Below are 17,357 nucleotides of genomic sequence, written 5' to 3'. Positions count from 1 at the left end.
CGTTTTTTGAACCTCAACGCGAGCAAACTTGCGTTTCCCAACTTGGAAAACCTGTTGTTGCTCCGCTGAAATCTGCACCTTTGGGTCAGAAATTTTTTCACCATCAATTTTAACTGCTCCTTGCTTAATCATCCGGATGGCCTCTGATGTGCTTTTTGTTAGACCTGCATCTTTCAATAAATTGGCAATTGGATAAGCTTCTCCCTGGGTTGTTAACACGACCTCATCCATTTCATCTGGTATTGCCCCACGTTGAAAGCGCGCCTCAAAGCTTTCCAGTGCCTTTTTTGCCGCGACAACCCCGTGAAAACGCTCGATAATTTCTTGCGCCAGCGCGACTTTATAATTTTTGGGGTTTTCCCCTTTTTCGCAGTTTTTCTGCCATTGACGGATATCATTCATCGGCTTAAAACTGAGCAATTCGTAATAGCGCCACATCAAGTCATCCGAGATCGACATTATTTTACCGAACATATCATCAGGCTTATCAGCAATACCAATGTAGTTATTTAAAGATTTAGACATTTTTTGCACACCATCCAGCCCCTCTAAAATTGGCATGGTCAGAATGGTTTGAGGTTTCTGCCCTTCCATTTCTTGCAATTGCCGTCCAACCAGTAAATTAAATTTTTGATCGGTTCCGCCCAACTCCACATCCGCCTTTATAACGACCGAGTCATATCCTTGAATCAATGGATAGAGAAATTCATGGATTGCAATAGGCCGTCCACTTTTATATCGCTTACTAAAATCATCCCGCTCCAGCATCCGTGCCACCGTGTGCTTTGCTGCAAGCTGTATCATTTCAGAAGACGACATAGCACCCATCCATTCTGAATTAAATAAGACTTTGGTTTTTGCTGGATCCAAAATCTTGAATACTTGCTCCTGATAAGTTTTCGCATTTTCAAGGACTTGCTCTTTGGTTAACGGCTTTCGTGTTACATTTTTACCGGTTGGGTCACCAATCATGGCCGTAAAATCACCAATTAAAAACAAAACCTCATGACCAAGGTCCTGAAACTGTTTTAATTTGTTGATCAGAACCGTATGGCCGAGATGCAGATCTGGCGCAGTAGGATCAAAACCTGCCTTAATACGAAGTGGCCGCCCTTCTTCCAATTTTTTTATCAGTTCATTTTCCACCAATATTTCTTCGGCGCCGCGCCGAATTTGCTCCATCATTTCCTGCTGCAACTTGATTCTCCAGTCTATCGAAAAAATCACACTATTATAGTGTAGACTGGATTAGTGTGAGAATAATTATTCATTTTGTTCTATAATTGTATGAAATCAGACCCTCTTTTTATTTCCAGATTTCGGTTATTTTTGTGAAAAAACGTACTTTTAATATATTCGTTTTAGCTTTCAGTGTGTTTTTTACGATCTCAGCATCCTACATACTTATTGTACCGGATGACGATTCGGATAAAACAGTAACATCCGAAACTGTTATATCCGCCAACATTTCATTACCTGATGTATCTACGCCAGTGCTAGAATCGCTGCCAGAAGATCAAGCTCACACTATCGATGAGGCAACTAATGAATCAACACTGGTGACGTTGACACATCGCATCAAAAAAGGCGAAAACCTCTCTGTCATTTTTGAAAAAATGGCTTTGAGCAGAAAAGACCTGTACCGAATCACGCATAGCAATGACCTGGGAAAACAATTTGCCCATTTAAAAGTCGGCAAGGAGCTGATCGCTAAAACTGATGCCGAAGGTCAACTACAAGAGTTGATCTACCGTAAAAACGCCATCGAGACCTTAATCGCTACTCGGCATAGCGATAATTTTGACGTTGCGATTCAAACCAAAGACATTGAAACCCAAGTTGCCAGCACGCAAGGCTCTATTCAGTCTTCATTATTTTTAGATGGTAAACAAGCCGGCCTCAATGACAATCTAATCATGCAATTAGCCAATATCTTTGCCTGGGACATTGATTTTGCGTTAAACCTTCGCAAAGGCGATCAATTTACCGTTGTTTATGAAAAGCATTTGGTAGACGGTCACCCCGTAGATGGCGGAGAAATTATTTCCGCAGAGTTTGTCAACCAAGGGAAAACTTTTACTGCTGTACGTTTTATCGAGCCTGACGGCAGCAAACATTATTACACACCGGATGGAAAAAGCCTGCGCAAAGCATTTTTACGCACCCCGGTTGCATTTGCCCGCATCAGCTCCCCGTTTAATCTACATCGCAAGCACCCGGTACTCAACAGAATTCGAGCACACAAAGGCGTCGATTACGCGGCACGCACAGGCACGCCGGTAAAAACAACCGGTGATGGACGCATCATTTTCAGAGGCCGTAAAGGTGGTTATGGCCGCACAGTTGTTGTCAAACATGGACAAAAATATACGACCCTTTATGCCCATTTATCCGGCTTTAAAAGAGGCTTGAAAAACGGCTCCCGGGTTAAACAAGGCCAGGTGATAGGTTATGTCGGGCAGTCAGGCCTGGCCACAGGCCCCCATTTACATTATGAATTCAGAATCAATGGTGTACACCGTAATCCATTGACAGTGAAGTTACCTCATGCTAACCCCATCAAAAAATCATTATTGGCTGAATTCAAAGCGCAAGCTGAACCCTTATTGGCACAGCTAAATAAAGCAAAAGCCTCGCATTTACTGGCACAAAATCAGCAATAATCGATGTCCGATTTATATATCGGCCTGATGTCAGGAACCAGCCTCGATGGTATCGATGCCGCCCTTGCTGACTTTAGCTCGGGTAAATGCAAGGTTTTAGGCTTTCACTACATCCCATTTTCGGAACAACTCAAACAGCAACTCTATCAACTTAGTCAGCCTGACCACCCTATTTATCTACATGACTATGGCCGTCTTGACCACATGCTCGGCCATCTTTTTGCCAAAGCATCACAGCAATTGCTAGATAAAGCTCAAATCAAGCCTGAGAAAATTACAGCTATTGGCTGTCACGGCCTAACAACGCACCATGCACCGACGAGCGATCACCCCTTTTCCTTACAAATTGGCGACCCCAATGTGATTGCTGAGAAAACCGGTATTACGACAATCAGCGATCTTCGTCGCAGAGATATGGCCGTTGGCGGACAAGGTGCACCTCTCGTTCCGGCTTTTCATCGTTATTTTTTTGCAAGGCACCTTCCTGTATGCGTCGTCAATATTGGCGGCATCAGTAATATCAGTATTTTAAAAAAAAGTGAAGAAGTCCTTGGTTTTGATACTGGGCCCGGTAATACCTTAATGGACTACTGGATCAATAAAATTCAACATCAGCCTTATGACAAAAATGGAGCCTGGGCAGCTTCTGGCCATGTTTGCAAAGTCTTACTCAGCCACCTAAAAAAAGATACCTACTTCCAGCACCCACCACCGAAAAGTACAGGCAAAGAATATTTCTCAGCTCGCTGGCTGAAACAAAAGATATCCCGATTTAACGATCTTCAAGCAGCAGATATTCAAGCCACACTCTGCCAACTGACAGCCGATAGTATTAGTGACGCAATTGAAGAATATGGTTCGGAGTGTCAAAAAATAATTCTCTGTGGCGGCGGCAGTCACAACCATCATCTCAAGAAGCTATTACGCCAGAATTTAAACCGTTCTGTCGAAACCAGTGACGCCTATGGCATCGACCCGGATCAGGTTGAAGCGATTGCATTTGCCTGGCTTGCCCGGCAAACAATCCATCGCTTACCAGGCAATCTTTGCTCTGCCACCGGAGCTAAAAACCCCGTTGTATTAGGCGGAATTTATCCAGGGAAATCCATGTGTCTAGGGGGAAAATGATGATCCACAACCGCAGGTTGTACTCGCATTTGGATTGCGAATCACAAACTGGGCGCCGGATACATCTTCTTTGTAATCAATCTCTGCGCCTTTTAAATATTGAATGCTCATCGAATCAATTAACACCGTCACACCACCATTTTCAACGATGGTATCATCCTCGTTTACCTCTTCATCAAAGGTAAAACCATATTGGAAGCCTGAACAACCACCCCCTGAAATATAAACACGCAATTTCAGATTATCGTTACCTTCTTCTGAAATCAAACTGCCGACTTTCTTCGCAGCATTGTCTGTAAAAATAATTGGATCAGCCATAACAAACTCTAAGATAAAAAAATAATTATGACAATACCCAGCATTTTAGTCAACTTTACATAGTGCCATGATGTTCGGCATTCAAGGCAGACCTCAATACATTGACGCTCTTGAATAAAAGCAGCCTATCCAATCAGACCTATAACCGCTAACCTTATTCATGATATTCTACGAATCAACTAGCTACAGAAACCGACGCGAAGCTTTCCCTAACGGCAAAACATCTGACCACTGCCCAACCATTTCACCATCAATTTTGAATAACTTAAACTCTAATTTATAGTAAGCCAGCTCTTCGCCATTGTTGCCATATTGCCGCGTTGAGGACAATTCAGTTTTTACCACATAATCGAATGAAGTTGCCGAAGGGTCCATTAACCTCACCAAACCAGACGAAAGAATCGTTTCGGTTATCCGATCATATATATCCTGCATCCGAATACTTTCATTATCAGTATTGTTAACTAACCTACCAACTATCAAGCGTGGTCGTTTTTTACCCCAACTTTGCACTAACCTTGAGCGCAACATTTTATTCGTCACTTTTTCAGCAAATGCGGTATAGTCCGCCATTGTTAATTCAGCCTGTAAATGTGCCCGGCTACTATCATCAAGAATAGCCACTCTGGACTGTCCACCCAAATGAGAATTTGAACAGGCTATTAAAGTAAAAGATAAAGTAAATAGGAGGATTTTTTTCATTATTTTTTTCCCGTTTTAAAACAAATCAACCATCACAAGCACTCTCGTCGCGCAATGAGAGCGAGAGATAGGCCTGCACACAAAACAATCAAAAGAATGGCTTGGCTTTTTCGTCCTGATAATCAGTTTCAATATATAAATCATCAGGAAAACGCACAGTAAACTGAACGGAATAAGCGTCTTCTCTTTTACCAACACTTTGAAAACTTTTTATCTTTCTAGGTGTTAAGACAAATCGATGCCAAACATTGGATTCATCTATAGGAAACCCTTGCCGATCCCTCCAAACGAATTTATATTCCAATTGATAACGGTCATCAGTTAGGTTCTGAACATCCACAGCCGCCCGAGTCAGCAGACCAACTTTTCCAATTTTGACATTGGTAATCAAAATATTATCAACCAAGTCACTGGAGCCTATAATCAATGTCGCACGAGGATGGGTGTCATCAATCGTAAGTTGCGCTTTATGTGTCATATTGGCACCTTTCAAAGTTGAACATGCCGATAATACGATAACGCTAATCAGTACAGCCAAAAGCTCGAATATATTTTTTACTCTCATCTCAATTCACCCATAATGTTTTGTTCGCATTAGCATTGATTTGATCATCAATTGTTCTGGCATAGACAAAGCTATGTTTGTTTTGAGGAAGCTCAACAATCGATGTCGCTAATCTTCGCCATCTTTTGTCATAACTGACAATACTGATTTTTCTTATCCGTTTTGATAGATAAAAGCGTGCGGCTAATAATCGTTTAGGTAATGACATCCAACCTCGTAGATCAGGATTGGCGAATGACTCCCTAAAGTTTTTCCCTATCTGGCCTAGTACACCTAATTGCCCCCATAACATGTTTTCAGCCGTACTTCTGGCAATTGAAGTGATCACTTTAAAATGCTGTAGTGGCAAAGAGTCCAACTGATGCCTCAACACAATCGCTTCAATATTGGCTACTGATGAGACAGTTGCCAACGTTCGCCTGCCTGACTTAATTTTGATATGTGCAACCTTAGAGGGTATTGCCTCATAAATTGGCAGTTTTACCGGCACCAAACCGCCTGGCATGGGTAACGCAAATTGCAGCATTTTTTTCACCGGTGCAAAGCCATCTGCAATAACAACTTGAACCAAACGCTTCCCTCGTCGGGGCCGCCTTTTAACCTCCCGTAAAGCTTGTTTAATAACCTTGCTTTTAGGATTTAATTTAAGCGCCTTTTTGTAAGAAATACGGGCGTTATCCCGTAAAGCCGGTTCATCAAAGCTATCAAACTCCTGAACGATACCGGCCATGTAAAAGCCAAATGGATTAACATAGGCGCTCGGCACAGATAACGCAATTTTTTTGGAACTGTCATACTGCTCCGCAATCACCTGAAAAATATTATTCGCATCCGGAAGCTTTCTATTTTTTTTATGCTCACTGATTTCAGCCTGTTGCTGATTAATTTCTTTTTTTGCCAATTCAAGCGTCTGTTCAAACTCCTTATGCTCAATGTTCTGCCAGTCTATTGCCCGACGGGTAACGTTATAAGCTTTACGCTCACCATTTAACAAATACGCGATGGATTTATAATTAAGCATTAAAATTCGCTCAAAAGGCTCACCATTATAATCGGTCACCTCCCCTGCTCCAGTAATAACACTAAAAGCCTCGCTACCAAAAGAAAAAAAGCCGTCTTCCAATACCGATTTCTCGGCCTGAAGCTTCAGATATTGCTCCGCCTCAGTAAAATGTTTTAATGAATTGGATAATTGCTGACTATCCAAGGCAAGTAAACCCGCTTCAACTGAATCAAGAAAATTCACATCATCAGCAACTATTTTTTGTTTTTGTAACGTATAAGCCTGTTGCCATTGACCTTGTGTAATCAACTGTTTAATCGGCAAAAAGTTTTTTGCATAGCCCGCATAAACAATCGTTTTTGTTACCGCTCCTTTCCCTGGCTGCTTTTGATAATTTGCAATACGAGACACTTGGTTTTGATGTGAGACAGCTCCGGTATTCGTCAAAGTATTAAGCACATTCAACAAATCATTAGCTAACACTCCGTCAACCACAAACAAGCCCAAGAATAAAACTCTGCACAGTGTTAATATTAAATATTTATTCATGTTCGGATATGTTTTTTAACCCTATCTATAGTATGTTGCCCACAATACTAAATAGCGTTTTTGAAAGTATATGCGTGTCTATGACAAAATAAGCAATGCTCGGTAATGACCGCTATCCCAACATCATTTGTATTTGTCTTTTTAGACTCCAACCGCTATTAGAAGGCTGGTTTTCTAACCATCGGCTTAGGCGCTTTGACCACGGTCTGTTTAGCCGGCCTTAAAACATCACCGGTTTTAAGGCTTCCACCATCTAAAAGACTGACGATGGAACGAGATGGCTCAATAGTTTCGACTCTGACTTTAGCAATTTTCCGTTCAATTTTTCCCATTGATACGCCAGTATCAGGATCAATCATTTCTTGCCCTTCACGCAACACATCAAACACATCTCCACGCAACAAGCCACCATCCTCTCCACGATTGATATAAAACTCACTGTCAGAAATCGCACCAATAATCCGGACGGGATACAGCCGCAACATAATCCGGCTTACCAAAGCAGTTGAAAAATCTTCAATCATACGAGCGTAACTGTCTTCAATGCCTGCCTGACTATTGACATCCAGCTTTTTATTCAAACTTATCTTATCAGCCGCTAAAAGTTTGCCACTATGGCTGTCCACAATTCGTAACGTAGCATCAACCACGGAGCTATAGCGTGTTTGTATTTCATCTACATAGGGAACTTTTTCACGTTGAATACGAAGATCAAATGTATTGATTGCTGGAAAAATCAAATAATCAGCCTGATCGAATTCTTTCAGTTTATCTTCAATATTTTGAGCTTTTGTCAGAGCAATAAAACTTTTTTCATCCATTATCTGATCAATTTCTTGTCTATCCAACACATCAAAGCGTTGTGTATTAGTTAATTTGACCAATAACTCATTCGTTAACCGCGTCTGATATTGCCTGGCCGCCTCGCTATCTTTTCTTTTAGCGTTGATTCTTATTTTGCCAACTGCCAACCTGATTTTACCGTTTTGACGACCATTGGCATGTTCCGTACGTGGCTGATCATCACTATCGGCGGTAGTTTGTTGTGCATCAAGTTCCAGCAAATCCCCTACCTGAATATTACCTTCAATCGCTTCAGCAATGGCAATAGCATCCTGAACACTAACCAGCTTTATCTGACCACTGGGGGTTTGAATCTTGCCGATAACACGTCCGGATGCATCCTTGATTGCCTTACCTTCGTGGACAACATTAAACACCGCACCTTGTTGAAAGCCATCATTACGACCGCGGTTAACAACCCAGGGGTCGCTGTTGACGATTTGTGCCGGATAAGTGATATCCAAAATTTTATTGCTCGCTAACAAAGCCAAATCATCAAATGTTGAATAATCATCCCTTTCTGATTGCTGGCCATCCAACAACGACTCTTTCAACTGGGTTCTAAAGCTTGCTGCTCCAGCAATAGCTCCCGTTTTGGCATCGATAATGCGTAAGCGTAAGCGGGCATCGACTTTATTTTGGGTAAAACCAATCCCCGTTTCGCTATAAGGTAATTCGACTCTCTTGCGACTCTTATCCGCTTTCTCAAGTACCGCAAATACCAGATAGTCCGCTCCCACCGTTGTTCCCAGATTCTGATATTCCTTAACCAGATCATTAAAATCAGCTACCGAAGTTGTAACAGCAACAGTCAAGCCATCCGCCTTGTCGATGTTATCAGTCGCTGCATTGACACTGCGATCTAGAAATGATTCTTTTTGCTGCTGGCCAAATTGTTGTTCATTGATCACTTTTCTGAATGCAGTCCGTTCCAGCACCTGAAAGCGTTTACTTTGCGTCAAGCGTTCTGTCAATCGGGCGGCTAAAGCTTCGGGCAATCCTATGCGCTGCTGAACAGCACGATCAGGAAAAAAATCGCTATGACTTAAAATAGCTAATTTGATTGCATTATCATTACTTTCAAGTTTTTGTTGTTCTGACGAATCCTGCTTGTCACAGGCCATCAAAAAAAGACTGAAGCAAATGAGCAACAGGATATTGATAATTTTATTTTTCATAATTATTCACCGGTTTTCTGTCGCCATTATTGCGGATATCTTAAAATACTACCGACATCTATCGGCATATTGGCAGGATCTGCTTCTTTAATAATTTTTGCAAAGGTTATCTTAGGATTGATTCTTGTGACTTTAACTTCGCCGATATATTCTTCACTTGATCCTAAAGATTCACCAGTATCTGGATCAATCAACTCTTCCCCTGCAGAAAATACCGCTAAAACAGTCCCTTTTTTCAAACCGCCATCTTGACCTCGGTTGATAATCACCTGACCATTGCGAGTCCGTTTCACTACTTTCATGGGATAAACCTGGGCGACAAACTGATTCGCCAATTGCGAAGCGACCTTCTTCGCCATTTTTGTGAAATACACACTACTAGGGCCTCCGCCTTTCCCATTCACAATGCGTGGTTTAGTGGCAAAATTTGCTTTCAGGTTGAACGTAGTCACTATCTGGCCGCTGGTCGTATCCAGCATTTGGGCGTTTATAGCCAATAAACCGGCATCACGACGTTTGAATTTATTATCAAAATTAGGTAAAGGCTTATGCGTTCGATAAAACTTGAAATCCACGATGGTTGGTATAATCAAATAATTGGCATTATTCAATTCCCCATGACTGGCGGCATCACCCTTAGCCAAATCGGATTGTGCGAATTTTTGTTCATCGAGAACGGCTTTCAATGTGGACTTATCCCTGCTTAACACCCTGAATTTTCGAGTTGCCCTGAAGGAAGCCTCCATTTCAGATCTTATTTGTGCCACATCAATTCTTTTTGCCAATTTAGATGAAATTCCATCGCCTATAGTTGGATCTTTTATCGCAACTGCGGGCTGAATAGTCTCTGCCGTCAGAACACTACAATAAAAAAGACTTAATGAAAAAATTACTTTAAGTATCATGATATTTCCTTCTTGTTATTTTTATACTTTCCGGTAACGACTCAACAAAAGCTCACCCTGTGTCGTAGAAGAACCTGAAATTTTATGTGCTGCAAAATTACAAAGCCATGATCTAACAGAAAAAGAGTGACTATCACTCTGGTCACCTGAGTAACGGCCTAGCTGATTCTACAGCCAGTAAATTTTTGATGCAAATTTGCTTCAATTTTCATCCCCACTATTTCACCAGACTCAGGAGCGGTCTAAGAAGCTGTTGTTAACGTTAATTCAAGCCCTTCTTGTTTACCAAGCCAATCACTAGGGGCTGTTGCCATTTCACATAGGTAACCATAAAAAGGCGCAAGCCAGAGCGATAGAGCCTTCAAAATTTCGTTTGAGTTTGTCATATCGCGTGGCGATCGCTCTGAAATGCTTAAGTCTTGCAAACACATTTTCAACGAGATGGCGATATTTGTAGAGACACCAATCCATTTCATCATTTCCCCGAGTTGAATTCTTTTTCTTGGGATAACAGGAACAGCCCCTTTGTCTTTAATTTGAAGACGTAATGCTTCACTGTCATAGCCTCTGTCAGCAACTATATAGTCACCTTTTGGGAGCTCTGCAACTAATTTCGGTGCTTCTTTACAGTCATGAACTTCGCCGCCTGTCACTGAGAAATGAATAGGAAGACCACAGGCATCAACGGCCATATGAATTTTACTGGTGTTCCCGGCGACAGATTTCCCTATCGCTGTTTCTTGTTCACAGGCCGCACCACTACTATGCTGATGTGCTTTCACAATACTCCCATCAATAAATTCCCATTCCAGGTCTGGATCAACAACCAAGGCGTTAAAAATACCCATCAGTTTTTCTTTACGAGACCAGTCATTGAATCGTTTATATACCGCATTCCAATTACCAAAAGCCGTGGGTAAATCTCTCCAGGGACAACCTACTCGCAAGCGATAAAAAATACCTTCGATCCGTAAGCAGTTGTCGCGGCATAGTTTGCTTGTTTTTGAGTCAAAATAAACAATCTATGTGGCGGAGTTATTGAATTTCAAGGGGGATTTTCAAAACGGCAACAGCCCCTACTTTCTAACTTATCCCAGACACCGGCCTCACGTGCGAGTTGGCGAAAGTTTTCTGAACGATTAGTCATTTCAGATGCCACTAAAATCAAAGCCAGTTCTAATGGCGGCAAGGCCTTCATCAGATTTTTAACTAATTCAGGGTTAACACCGTGACAACCAAAATCACCTAACGATAAAGCCCTGGAGAAACCATAAAATTGCTGCATACGGTTGGCACAAAGTTGGCTATAGCGACTTCGGTTTTTTTTCTTTTTCAATGATTCTTTGATCGCCAGTGTCGTAACGGCCGCGTTATATAGGGCATTTTGAACGCCATGAGAAAATATCGGATCGACAAATGCCGCCGAATCGCCTATGCAATAATAATTGTCACCACAGATATTTTCCGAATAATACGAATAATCCGGCCGATATTGCAAAGAACCCTCGATAAATCGGGCCGATTCTAGCAACTGGCTAAGATAGGGTAAGCGCACACACGTTTGTTTATAAAAGACTTCGCGCTGGTGACGATCCATTCCACGCATTTTTTCTGTCGGCAGCACCAGGCCAACACTGGTTTTATCCCGCAGAATAATATGCCATAGCCAGCCACCATCGACCGACATGACAAAAGTAACCGGTTTCACCGTCTTTATTTCAGCCGCCGAGTGACTCTTACGATCAACACCAATATAGCGCGAACCTTCAAAATAGCCCCAAAGCGATAAAAAATTCACCTGGCTGCTGATAGTCTGGCGCGTGCCAAACTGGCCTGACAATAAGGCACTGTGTCCACTGGCATCAATGACATATTGACAGCGAATTGTGCCAGTGTAATTATCTTGTGTGCGTTTGTCGAGATAACGTACTTCTGGCCAATCTTTATCACTGAAATCTACCGCCTTGACGGCAATCGACTGAAATACTTGCGTACCCGATGTTTCTGCATGTTTCAATAAAATATGATCGAACACATCCCGTTCAACATGAAGCCCCGGCCGTCGATAGCCAAAATCAGAAAACAAAATTTGGCGGATATTATCATTCCAGACCGTAATTCCACCAGCTTTGGCTAGAAAGCCTTCTTGCTGAATTTTTTCAGACACGCCAGTCAGGTCAGTAAATTTCCAGATATGCGGAATCAAACTTTCGCCGACCTGATGGCGCGGAAACTGCGCCTTTTCCAATAACACCACATCCACGCCAGCCTGCGCCAGATGCGTTGCCGCACTACTTCCGGCAGGCCCACCGCCAATCACGACAACGTCGGTCTGTTGAGGTATCTGTGTTGTCATCTACATCTTATCCCTGTTGGGGCATTGCATACCGTACTTATTCTGTGATATTGCCGAGCCACTAAACCTCCCGTAACATGTCCATTTTTATCCTTTCCACTCATAATTAAAAAGCAGCTACTTAAATGCGAATTAAGAGCTGAAAACCTCATATAAAATAAAATCAATGACTTATATTTTTTGCTTGAGGAGCATAGAGTTTGCATCACGCTAAGCCATTGATTTGTTGAGCCACAATTTAGCTCTTAATTCACATTTAAGTCCGTAAAGCCTTAATGTTTTCTCGCAAGATTTGTTGATAAGCAGTCTCTATCTGAGTCTTCCCATAGCAACGCTCTAATCGGCGCACAGTAAAATGTGCCTTTGCCATTTGTTGATAATGTTCCATGAAAATCAAATTGACCGAAGCCCCACCGACTGCACCTAATAAAGGCAGGCTTTGCGCCGCCAATTTTTCTGAAACCGGCACACTGAAACGACTGGAAACGGCATTCAGAAATTTGACCAACATGGGTCCACCTTCTTTGCTGAGCCCATGTACAGCAATATGATTCGATGTATCACCAATGGCTTTACTTAAAAAGGAGCGCACTGCATAGTAACTGGTGTCTGCACTATCCTGACTGCGCCCGCCACCTCCATTTAACGCAAAAACGGTTAAACAAGCCATACGAGTGTCCCAATCCTGCAAATCTTCACCATAGCTGCGGGCAATATCCGCAATAGAGCGCAACATCAAGGTGGCTGAAACCGGTAATTCCGCCGCTAATGCAGTAATACCAAAACTGCCGCCCACGGCACCACTGATACCGGCTAGAATCTTATGTGTTTTGTTTCCGGCCGGCTTAAGCCTAGCATTTGCTTGTAAGGAAAGTAAGGCTGCATCCAAAGCTTTTTCCAATGCGGTTCGTGTAATTCTGGACACAATGGTCGACCAATGCCCTGGTAAAGCGGCTAATGCTTTTTCGATGGGCATGCCTAATACATATCCGATACGTGCAGCCACACTACTTGTTTCAAGCCGTTGAACGGCCTGCGACAATAAAATAATATCTGCTTGGGTCAGGTTATTTTGCGCCGATTTTATCGGTAATTCGGCCATTTTCTTTTAACCTAGCTTTGTCATCAATAACACAAGTGATTGATAAAAAAGATGGGGTTTATTGCATAAATCAAAAAACATTTTTAAGGTCAAATAGCTGTAAATAAGGCGAATTTATGGCACAACAACGACAAGACTGGGTTAACTTGCCTGGATGTTGTTCATCATTTCAGCCAGAAATTGTCCGACTTTGATCAGTTCCATAATCATAAAATCAATATATTCTTTTAACGCATGTAAGAATGTTCGATGCTTAAAGGTTTCTGCAACATAAAAATTAAGCCCATTATAAAAAGTGTTAAGGCCCATTAAAATCATAATAAAAGCCGCTGCCTTCAACATCATACCGCGAACATTTGCACCCAACTTTCCAAATGCAACCGAAACCAGCAACATCGTCGGCAAAGTACCCGCACCAAAAGCTAGCATCAACAAACCGCCTTCAATAATCGTTGGTGCCGTTGTCGCTTTTACCGCCATCGCAAAGGTCAGTGGACAAGGCATCATACCATTTAAAACGCCGGCAATCATCGCACCGAGGACAGGACCTTTCTGGCTTGCACTGGCATAGCCTTTGCGTAACACGTTCATGGGTATCAGTCTAAACGAGCCTTGAAAAGGAATCCAACCCAAAATACCTAACGCCAGAATAATCACGACCCCACCAATGGCCATTTGTAAGATACCTTGAATTTTACCGAACATCCCGCTGGAAACCAGCACAAAACCCAACGAAGCCGCCGCCAGCCCAACCAGACTGTAAACAAAAATTCGGCTGAGTTGATAGGCAAAATAAGGCAAATAAGATCGTGTTTTTCCAGCTTGCATAAAATAACCGGAAACAAGCGCACCACACATGCCTAAACAATGCCCGCTCCCCAATACGCCGGCAATAAACGCAAGCACATAATCAAAGCCACCTGCGGCGGCCGCCATATCTTGCATATTGTGCATTGAATGATCCATGTCGCGTCCTATTTCTTATTCAGCCGTAATGAATTGGCAATCACCGAAACAGAGCTCAGTGCCATCGCCGCCGACGCGATCATCGGACTCAGTCGGCCCATCGCAGCCACAGGAATCGCGACCGTATTATAGCCAAAAGCCCAGAACAGATTTTGTTTGATGATCGAAATAGTCGCGCTGCTAAGCTCAATCGCCTCGGCTACTTTGTTAATATCGCCTTGCACTAGCGTCATATCGGACGATTCGATAGCAATATCGGTACCGCTACCAATCGCAAAGCCGACATCGGCAGCCGCCAATGCCGGCGCATCATTGATGCCATCGCCAATCATCCCGACTTTTTTGCCTTGCTGCTGTAGTTTCTGAATAATCGCCAACTTTTCATCCGGCCGCGCATTAGCGATAACGCGTTCAATACCCACCCGGGTCGCAATATAATATGCTGTTTTTTCACTGTCTCCTGTCACCATCAGGGTTTCGATGCCACGCTGATGCAAGCGCGAAATCGCATCGGCCGCCTCATTACGCGGCTTATCGGAAATTGCAAATATAGCGGCTTCTTTTTGTTCAATCGCCATATAAACAGGTGTTTTACCCTGCTCGGCCAAACTTTCAGCCTGCTCTGGCAAACGCTTAAGTACAACCTGATTTTCTTCCATCCAGGCGCGATTTCCAATCAAGACTTTCTTGCCCTCGACACTAGCGCGTACACCGCGGCCGGTTTCGCTGTAAAAATAATCAGCCTCAGGCCATTGAATCTGTTTTTCTTTTGCATAATCGGTCACCGCTTTGGCCAGAAAATGCTCAGAATTATTTTCTGCAGCTGCAGCTAATCGAATCAAATTGTCTTCGCTCATACGAGAAACCTTGACGACATCGCTGATTTTCGGTTTGCCTTCGGTAATAGTGCCCGTTTTATCGAAAACGATGGCATTCAGATGCGAGGCAACCTCAAGGCTTTCACCATTACGAATGTAAATGCCTTTCTTCGCTGCTTGACCGGTTCCGACCATAATCGCCGCCGGCGTCGCTAGACCTAAAGCGCACGGGCAAGCAATCAAGAGAACAGTAATCGCGTTGCCAAAAGCAAAGGTAAATGGCGCACCTGCAATCAACCAGCCTCCCAGTGTTCCCGCCGAAATACCCATCACCGCCGGCACAAACAGGGCAGAAACCTTATCGACTTGTTTCTGAATCGGCAATTTAGCGGCCTGTGCCTGATCGACCATATGTACAATACCGGCCAAAACCGTATCCATGCCAACGGCTGTCACCCTGACCTGTAAAACACCGTTGCCATTAACACACCCTCCAATGACTTTTTGCCCGACTTCTTTAACCACCGGCATACTCTCACCGGTGACCATAGACTCATCGACCGTCGAAACACCGGAAATCACTTCACCATCCGTTGGAATTTTTTCTCCAGGCCGTATCAAAACAATATCACCTAATTCCAAGGCATCGACATCGACAATGACTTCCTTTCCATCCCGTAACAGCGTGGCCTGACTCGGCTGTAAATCCACCAGTTTGCGAATCGCCTCCCCCGCCCGGCCGCGGGCACGCTCTTCCAGATAACGCCCTAACAATACAAAAGTGACGATTGCCGCCGCCGCTTCAAAATAAACATGACCCTTGCGCCTGAACAAGGCAGGAATACTATAAAAATAAGCCGAACCCACGCCGACAGCCACTAACGTATCCATGTTAGCCGCCCGTTGCCTGGCCAGTCGCGCGGCTTTTTCAAAAAATGGTTTACCGCTGCCAAAAACGACGCCGGTGGTCAAGGCAAACTGCAGCCAATGCACCAGCGGTGATTTCATCATCGCCATCGCCGATGCAACGACTGGAAAACTCAATGCTGCCGCTGTCCAGAATCGGCGCTTAGCGCGTTCAATTCGTTGTTGTTCTTTGACAATCAGGTTTTTACGCTGCGACAAAGTATCCATCGCATACGCCTCATAGCCTAATGCTGCCAATTTGTCGACCAGGTATTGCTTATCCAGGCAACCTTCGACGTTGACTGTTTCGGTGGCGAAATTGACACTGGCCTGCTTGACATGTTCATCTCGATTCAACACCATCTCAATCAACAGCGCACAGGAGGCACAACTCATCCCGCCCACCGCCATTTCAATTTCCTGAATCGGCCCATCGAATGTTTTTTTAGGTGGCTTAATCGCATCCGATCGCTGCGCCAGATTGCCTAGCACCGCATCCAGCAAAATCAATAAATTTTCCAGCGGCAGCTTTTCCGCATCAAACTCAATAACAACCGATCCGATCGCACTTACCGAGCGTACCTGTTTAATTTCCGGTCGTTTTTTTAACAAAATCTCAAAAATAAGTGTGCGTTCCGGGTCTTTTTTTAAAACCGGTGAAATGATTCTGATACGTCTTTTTAATTGATGCACCAGCCGAAAATTTTTATACGCACTCTGAGAATTTGTCATAAGCTTGTTATTTTTGAGGTCTGCGTGAACGAATCAATAAATAGAACATGTAAAAGGTTGCCAACCATTCATAGCGATGCACAAACGGCCGCGGTATCCATTCCTGCGTAATACGGGTCCAGTGCAGTTTTATCAGATATAAGGTCAACACATCATTCAGAAAATCAATAATCGCCTTTTCCGGATCGTTGATTAAAGCCTTAGGCCCTTTCATGCCAACCTTGGTGACAATTTTCGCTGCTTGCACCGTTTCCTTGGTGGCTTTGTATTTGTCACTGAACCATCGAGAAACTTTGCTGTTTTTTATTTTTTGCCCAATTTTCTGTCGTGCCCGCCCCTTCGATACGCCCGTACTCTCAACAAAACAACCTTCCGCCTCTAACTCGGTAATAAGCTGGTAGAGTGCTTTGGCTAATTGTTTGAAATTACAGCGGGCTTCATTAAAGCGAATAGATAATTTCTTCGCTTTCCGATAAAGCTGAACACGATCAACCGCATCGAGATGGCTGATTTTATCGACTAATTGACGCGCTGCAGTCTCCCGGACACATTCATCGGGAATTTGAAACCTGATATGACCGTATTCACGGTGCCGAACAATGAATTTTTTCTGAATAGACATT

Annotated in this window: 14 protein-coding genes and 1 pseudogene; 2 read left to right on the top strand and 13 right to left on the bottom strand. The window is 43.3% G+C overall.

The genetic code is table 11. From position 1 onward, the window contains the following. On the bottom strand, positions 1-1,185 hold a 1,185-nt coding region (gene tyrS, locus JEU20_RS10790), incomplete at its 3' end, for a tyrosine--tRNA ligase (RefSeq protein WP_198245734.1). 308 nt (positions 1,186-1,493) lie between these two features. Here tyrS and JEU20_RS10785 point away from each other — a divergent pair. Then, positions 1,494-2,663, top strand: coding sequence for a peptidoglycan DD-metalloendopeptidase family protein (locus JEU20_RS10785; protein WP_245395191.1), 1,170 nt, complete (start codon positions 1,494-1,496; stop codon positions 2,661-2,663). A gap of 3 nt (positions 2,664-2,666) precedes the next feature. Next, complete coding sequence (locus JEU20_RS10780; RefSeq protein WP_198245730.1) at positions 2,667-3,791, top strand: anhydro-N-acetylmuramic acid kinase; 1,125 nt, start codon at positions 2,667-2,669, stop codon at positions 3,789-3,791. Here the strand turns inward: JEU20_RS10780 and erpA are convergent. The 12 genes and pseudogenes from erpA to JEU20_RS10720 all read right to left on the bottom strand — a co-directional run bounded on the left by erpA (position 3,777) and on the right by JEU20_RS10720 (position 17,356). Then, a complete protein-coding gene (gene erpA / locus JEU20_RS10775; RefSeq protein ID WP_198245728.1) occupies positions 3,777-4,109 on the bottom strand; it encodes an iron-sulfur cluster insertion protein ErpA in 333 nt (110 codons plus the stop codon). The genes JEU20_RS10780 and erpA overlap by 15 nt on opposite strands. A 183-nt stretch (positions 4,110-4,292) precedes the next feature. Then, positions 4,293-4,811, bottom strand: a complete 519-nt coding sequence (locus JEU20_RS10770) for a hypothetical protein (RefSeq protein WP_198245726.1) — start codon at positions 4,809-4,811, stop codon at positions 4,293-4,295. 88 nt (positions 4,812-4,899) lie between these two features. Beyond that, on the bottom strand, positions 4,900-5,376 hold the full coding sequence (locus JEU20_RS10765; protein WP_198245724.1) for a DUF1425 domain-containing protein: 477 nt from the start codon (positions 5,374-5,376) through the stop codon (positions 4,900-4,902). A gap of 1 nt (position 5,377) precedes the next feature. Continuing rightward, positions 5,378-6,874, bottom strand: coding sequence for a COG3014 family protein (locus JEU20_RS10760; RefSeq protein ID WP_214657306.1), 1,497 nt, complete (start codon positions 6,872-6,874; stop codon positions 5,378-5,380). A gap of 212 nt (positions 6,875-7,086) precedes the next feature. Further along, complete coding sequence (locus tag JEU20_RS10755) at positions 7,087-8,949, bottom strand: CsgG/HfaB family protein (RefSeq protein WP_198245720.1); 1,863 nt, start codon at positions 8,947-8,949, stop codon at positions 7,087-7,089. Between the two features lie 26 nt (positions 8,950-8,975). Continuing rightward, on the bottom strand, positions 8,976-9,854 hold the full coding sequence (locus JEU20_RS10750) for a CsgG/HfaB family protein (protein WP_198245718.1): 879 nt from the start codon (positions 9,852-9,854) through the stop codon (positions 8,976-8,978). Between the two features lie 315 nt (positions 9,855-10,169). Continuing rightward, positions 10,170-10,822 (bottom strand): annotated as a pseudogene (locus tag JEU20_RS10745) (IS5 family transposase); the annotation flags it as partial. Between the two features lie 77 nt (positions 10,823-10,899). Further along, positions 10,900-12,210, bottom strand: coding sequence for an NAD(P)/FAD-dependent oxidoreductase (locus JEU20_RS10740; protein WP_198245716.1), 1,311 nt, complete (start codon positions 12,208-12,210; stop codon positions 10,900-10,902). 256 nt (positions 12,211-12,466) lie between these two features. Continuing rightward, positions 12,467-13,312, bottom strand: a complete 846-nt coding sequence (locus JEU20_RS10735; RefSeq protein ID WP_198245714.1) for an EcsC family protein — start codon at positions 13,310-13,312, stop codon at positions 12,467-12,469. Positions 13,313-13,453: 141 nt separating this feature from the next. Next, positions 13,454-14,278 carry a sulfite exporter TauE/SafE family protein gene (locus JEU20_RS10730; RefSeq protein WP_198245713.1) on the bottom strand — a complete coding sequence of 275 codons (825 nt, stop codon included), beginning with the start codon at positions 14,276-14,278 and terminating at the stop codon, positions 13,454-13,456. 8 nt (positions 14,279-14,286) lie between these two features. Next, the gene (locus tag JEU20_RS10725; protein WP_198245711.1) at positions 14,287-16,734 is read right to left on the bottom strand and encodes a heavy metal translocating P-type ATPase; all 2,448 of its coding nucleotides are present in this window, start codon (positions 16,732-16,734) and stop codon (positions 14,287-14,289) included. 7 nt (positions 16,735-16,741) lie between these two features. After that, positions 16,742-17,356 carry a hypothetical protein gene (locus JEU20_RS10720; RefSeq protein WP_198245709.1) on the bottom strand — a complete coding sequence of 205 codons (615 nt, stop codon included), beginning with the start codon at positions 17,354-17,356 and terminating at the stop codon, positions 16,742-16,744. Between the last annotated feature and the right edge of the window lies 1 nt (position 17,357).

This window comes from methane-oxidizing endosymbiont of Gigantopelta aegis (assembly GCF_016097405.1).
Lineage (GTDB): Bacteria > Pseudomonadota > Gammaproteobacteria > Methylococcales > Methylomonadaceae > Methylomarinum.
This window is presented reverse-complemented; position numbering and strand designations above follow the sequence as displayed.

Excerpts from the sequence above, each read along its gene's own strand:
- JEU20_RS10780 (WP_198245730.1), top strand. The coding sequence starts at position 2,667 with ATGTCCGATTTATATATCGGCCTGATGTCAGGAACCAGCCTCGATGGT.
- erpA (WP_198245728.1), bottom strand. The coding sequence starts at position 4,109 with ATGGCTGATCCAATTATTTTTACAGACAATGCTGCGAAGAAAGTCGGC.
- JEU20_RS10770 (WP_198245726.1), bottom strand. The coding sequence starts at position 4,811 with ATGAAAAAAATCCTCCTATTTACTTTATCTTTTACTTTAATAGCCTGT.
- JEU20_RS10765 (WP_198245724.1), bottom strand. The coding sequence starts at position 5,376 with ATGAGAGTAAAAAATATATTCGAGCTTTTGGCTGTACTGATTAGCGTT.
- JEU20_RS10755 (WP_198245720.1), bottom strand. The coding sequence starts at position 8,949 with ATGAAAAATAAAATTATCAATATCCTGTTGCTCATTTGCTTCAGTCTT.
- JEU20_RS10750 (WP_198245718.1), bottom strand. The coding sequence starts at position 9,854 with ATGATACTTAAAGTAATTTTTTCATTAAGTCTTTTTTATTGTAGTGTT.
- JEU20_RS10740 (WP_198245716.1), bottom strand. The coding sequence starts at position 12,210 with ATGACAACACAGATACCTCAACAGACCGACGTTGTCGTGATTGGCGGT.
- JEU20_RS10735 (WP_198245714.1), bottom strand. The coding sequence starts at position 13,312 with ATGGCCGAATTACCGATAAAATCGGCGCAAAATAACCTGACCCAAGCA.
- JEU20_RS10730 (WP_198245713.1), bottom strand. The coding sequence starts at position 14,278 with ATGGATCATTCAATGCACAATATGCAAGATATGGCGGCCGCCGCAGGT.
- JEU20_RS10725 (WP_198245711.1), bottom strand. The coding sequence starts at position 16,734 with ATGACAAATTCTCAGAGTGCGTATAAAAATTTTCGGCTGGTGCATCAA.
- JEU20_RS10720 (WP_198245709.1), bottom strand. The coding sequence starts at position 17,356 with ATGTCTATTCAGAAAAAATTCATTGTTCGGCACCGTGAATACGGTCAT.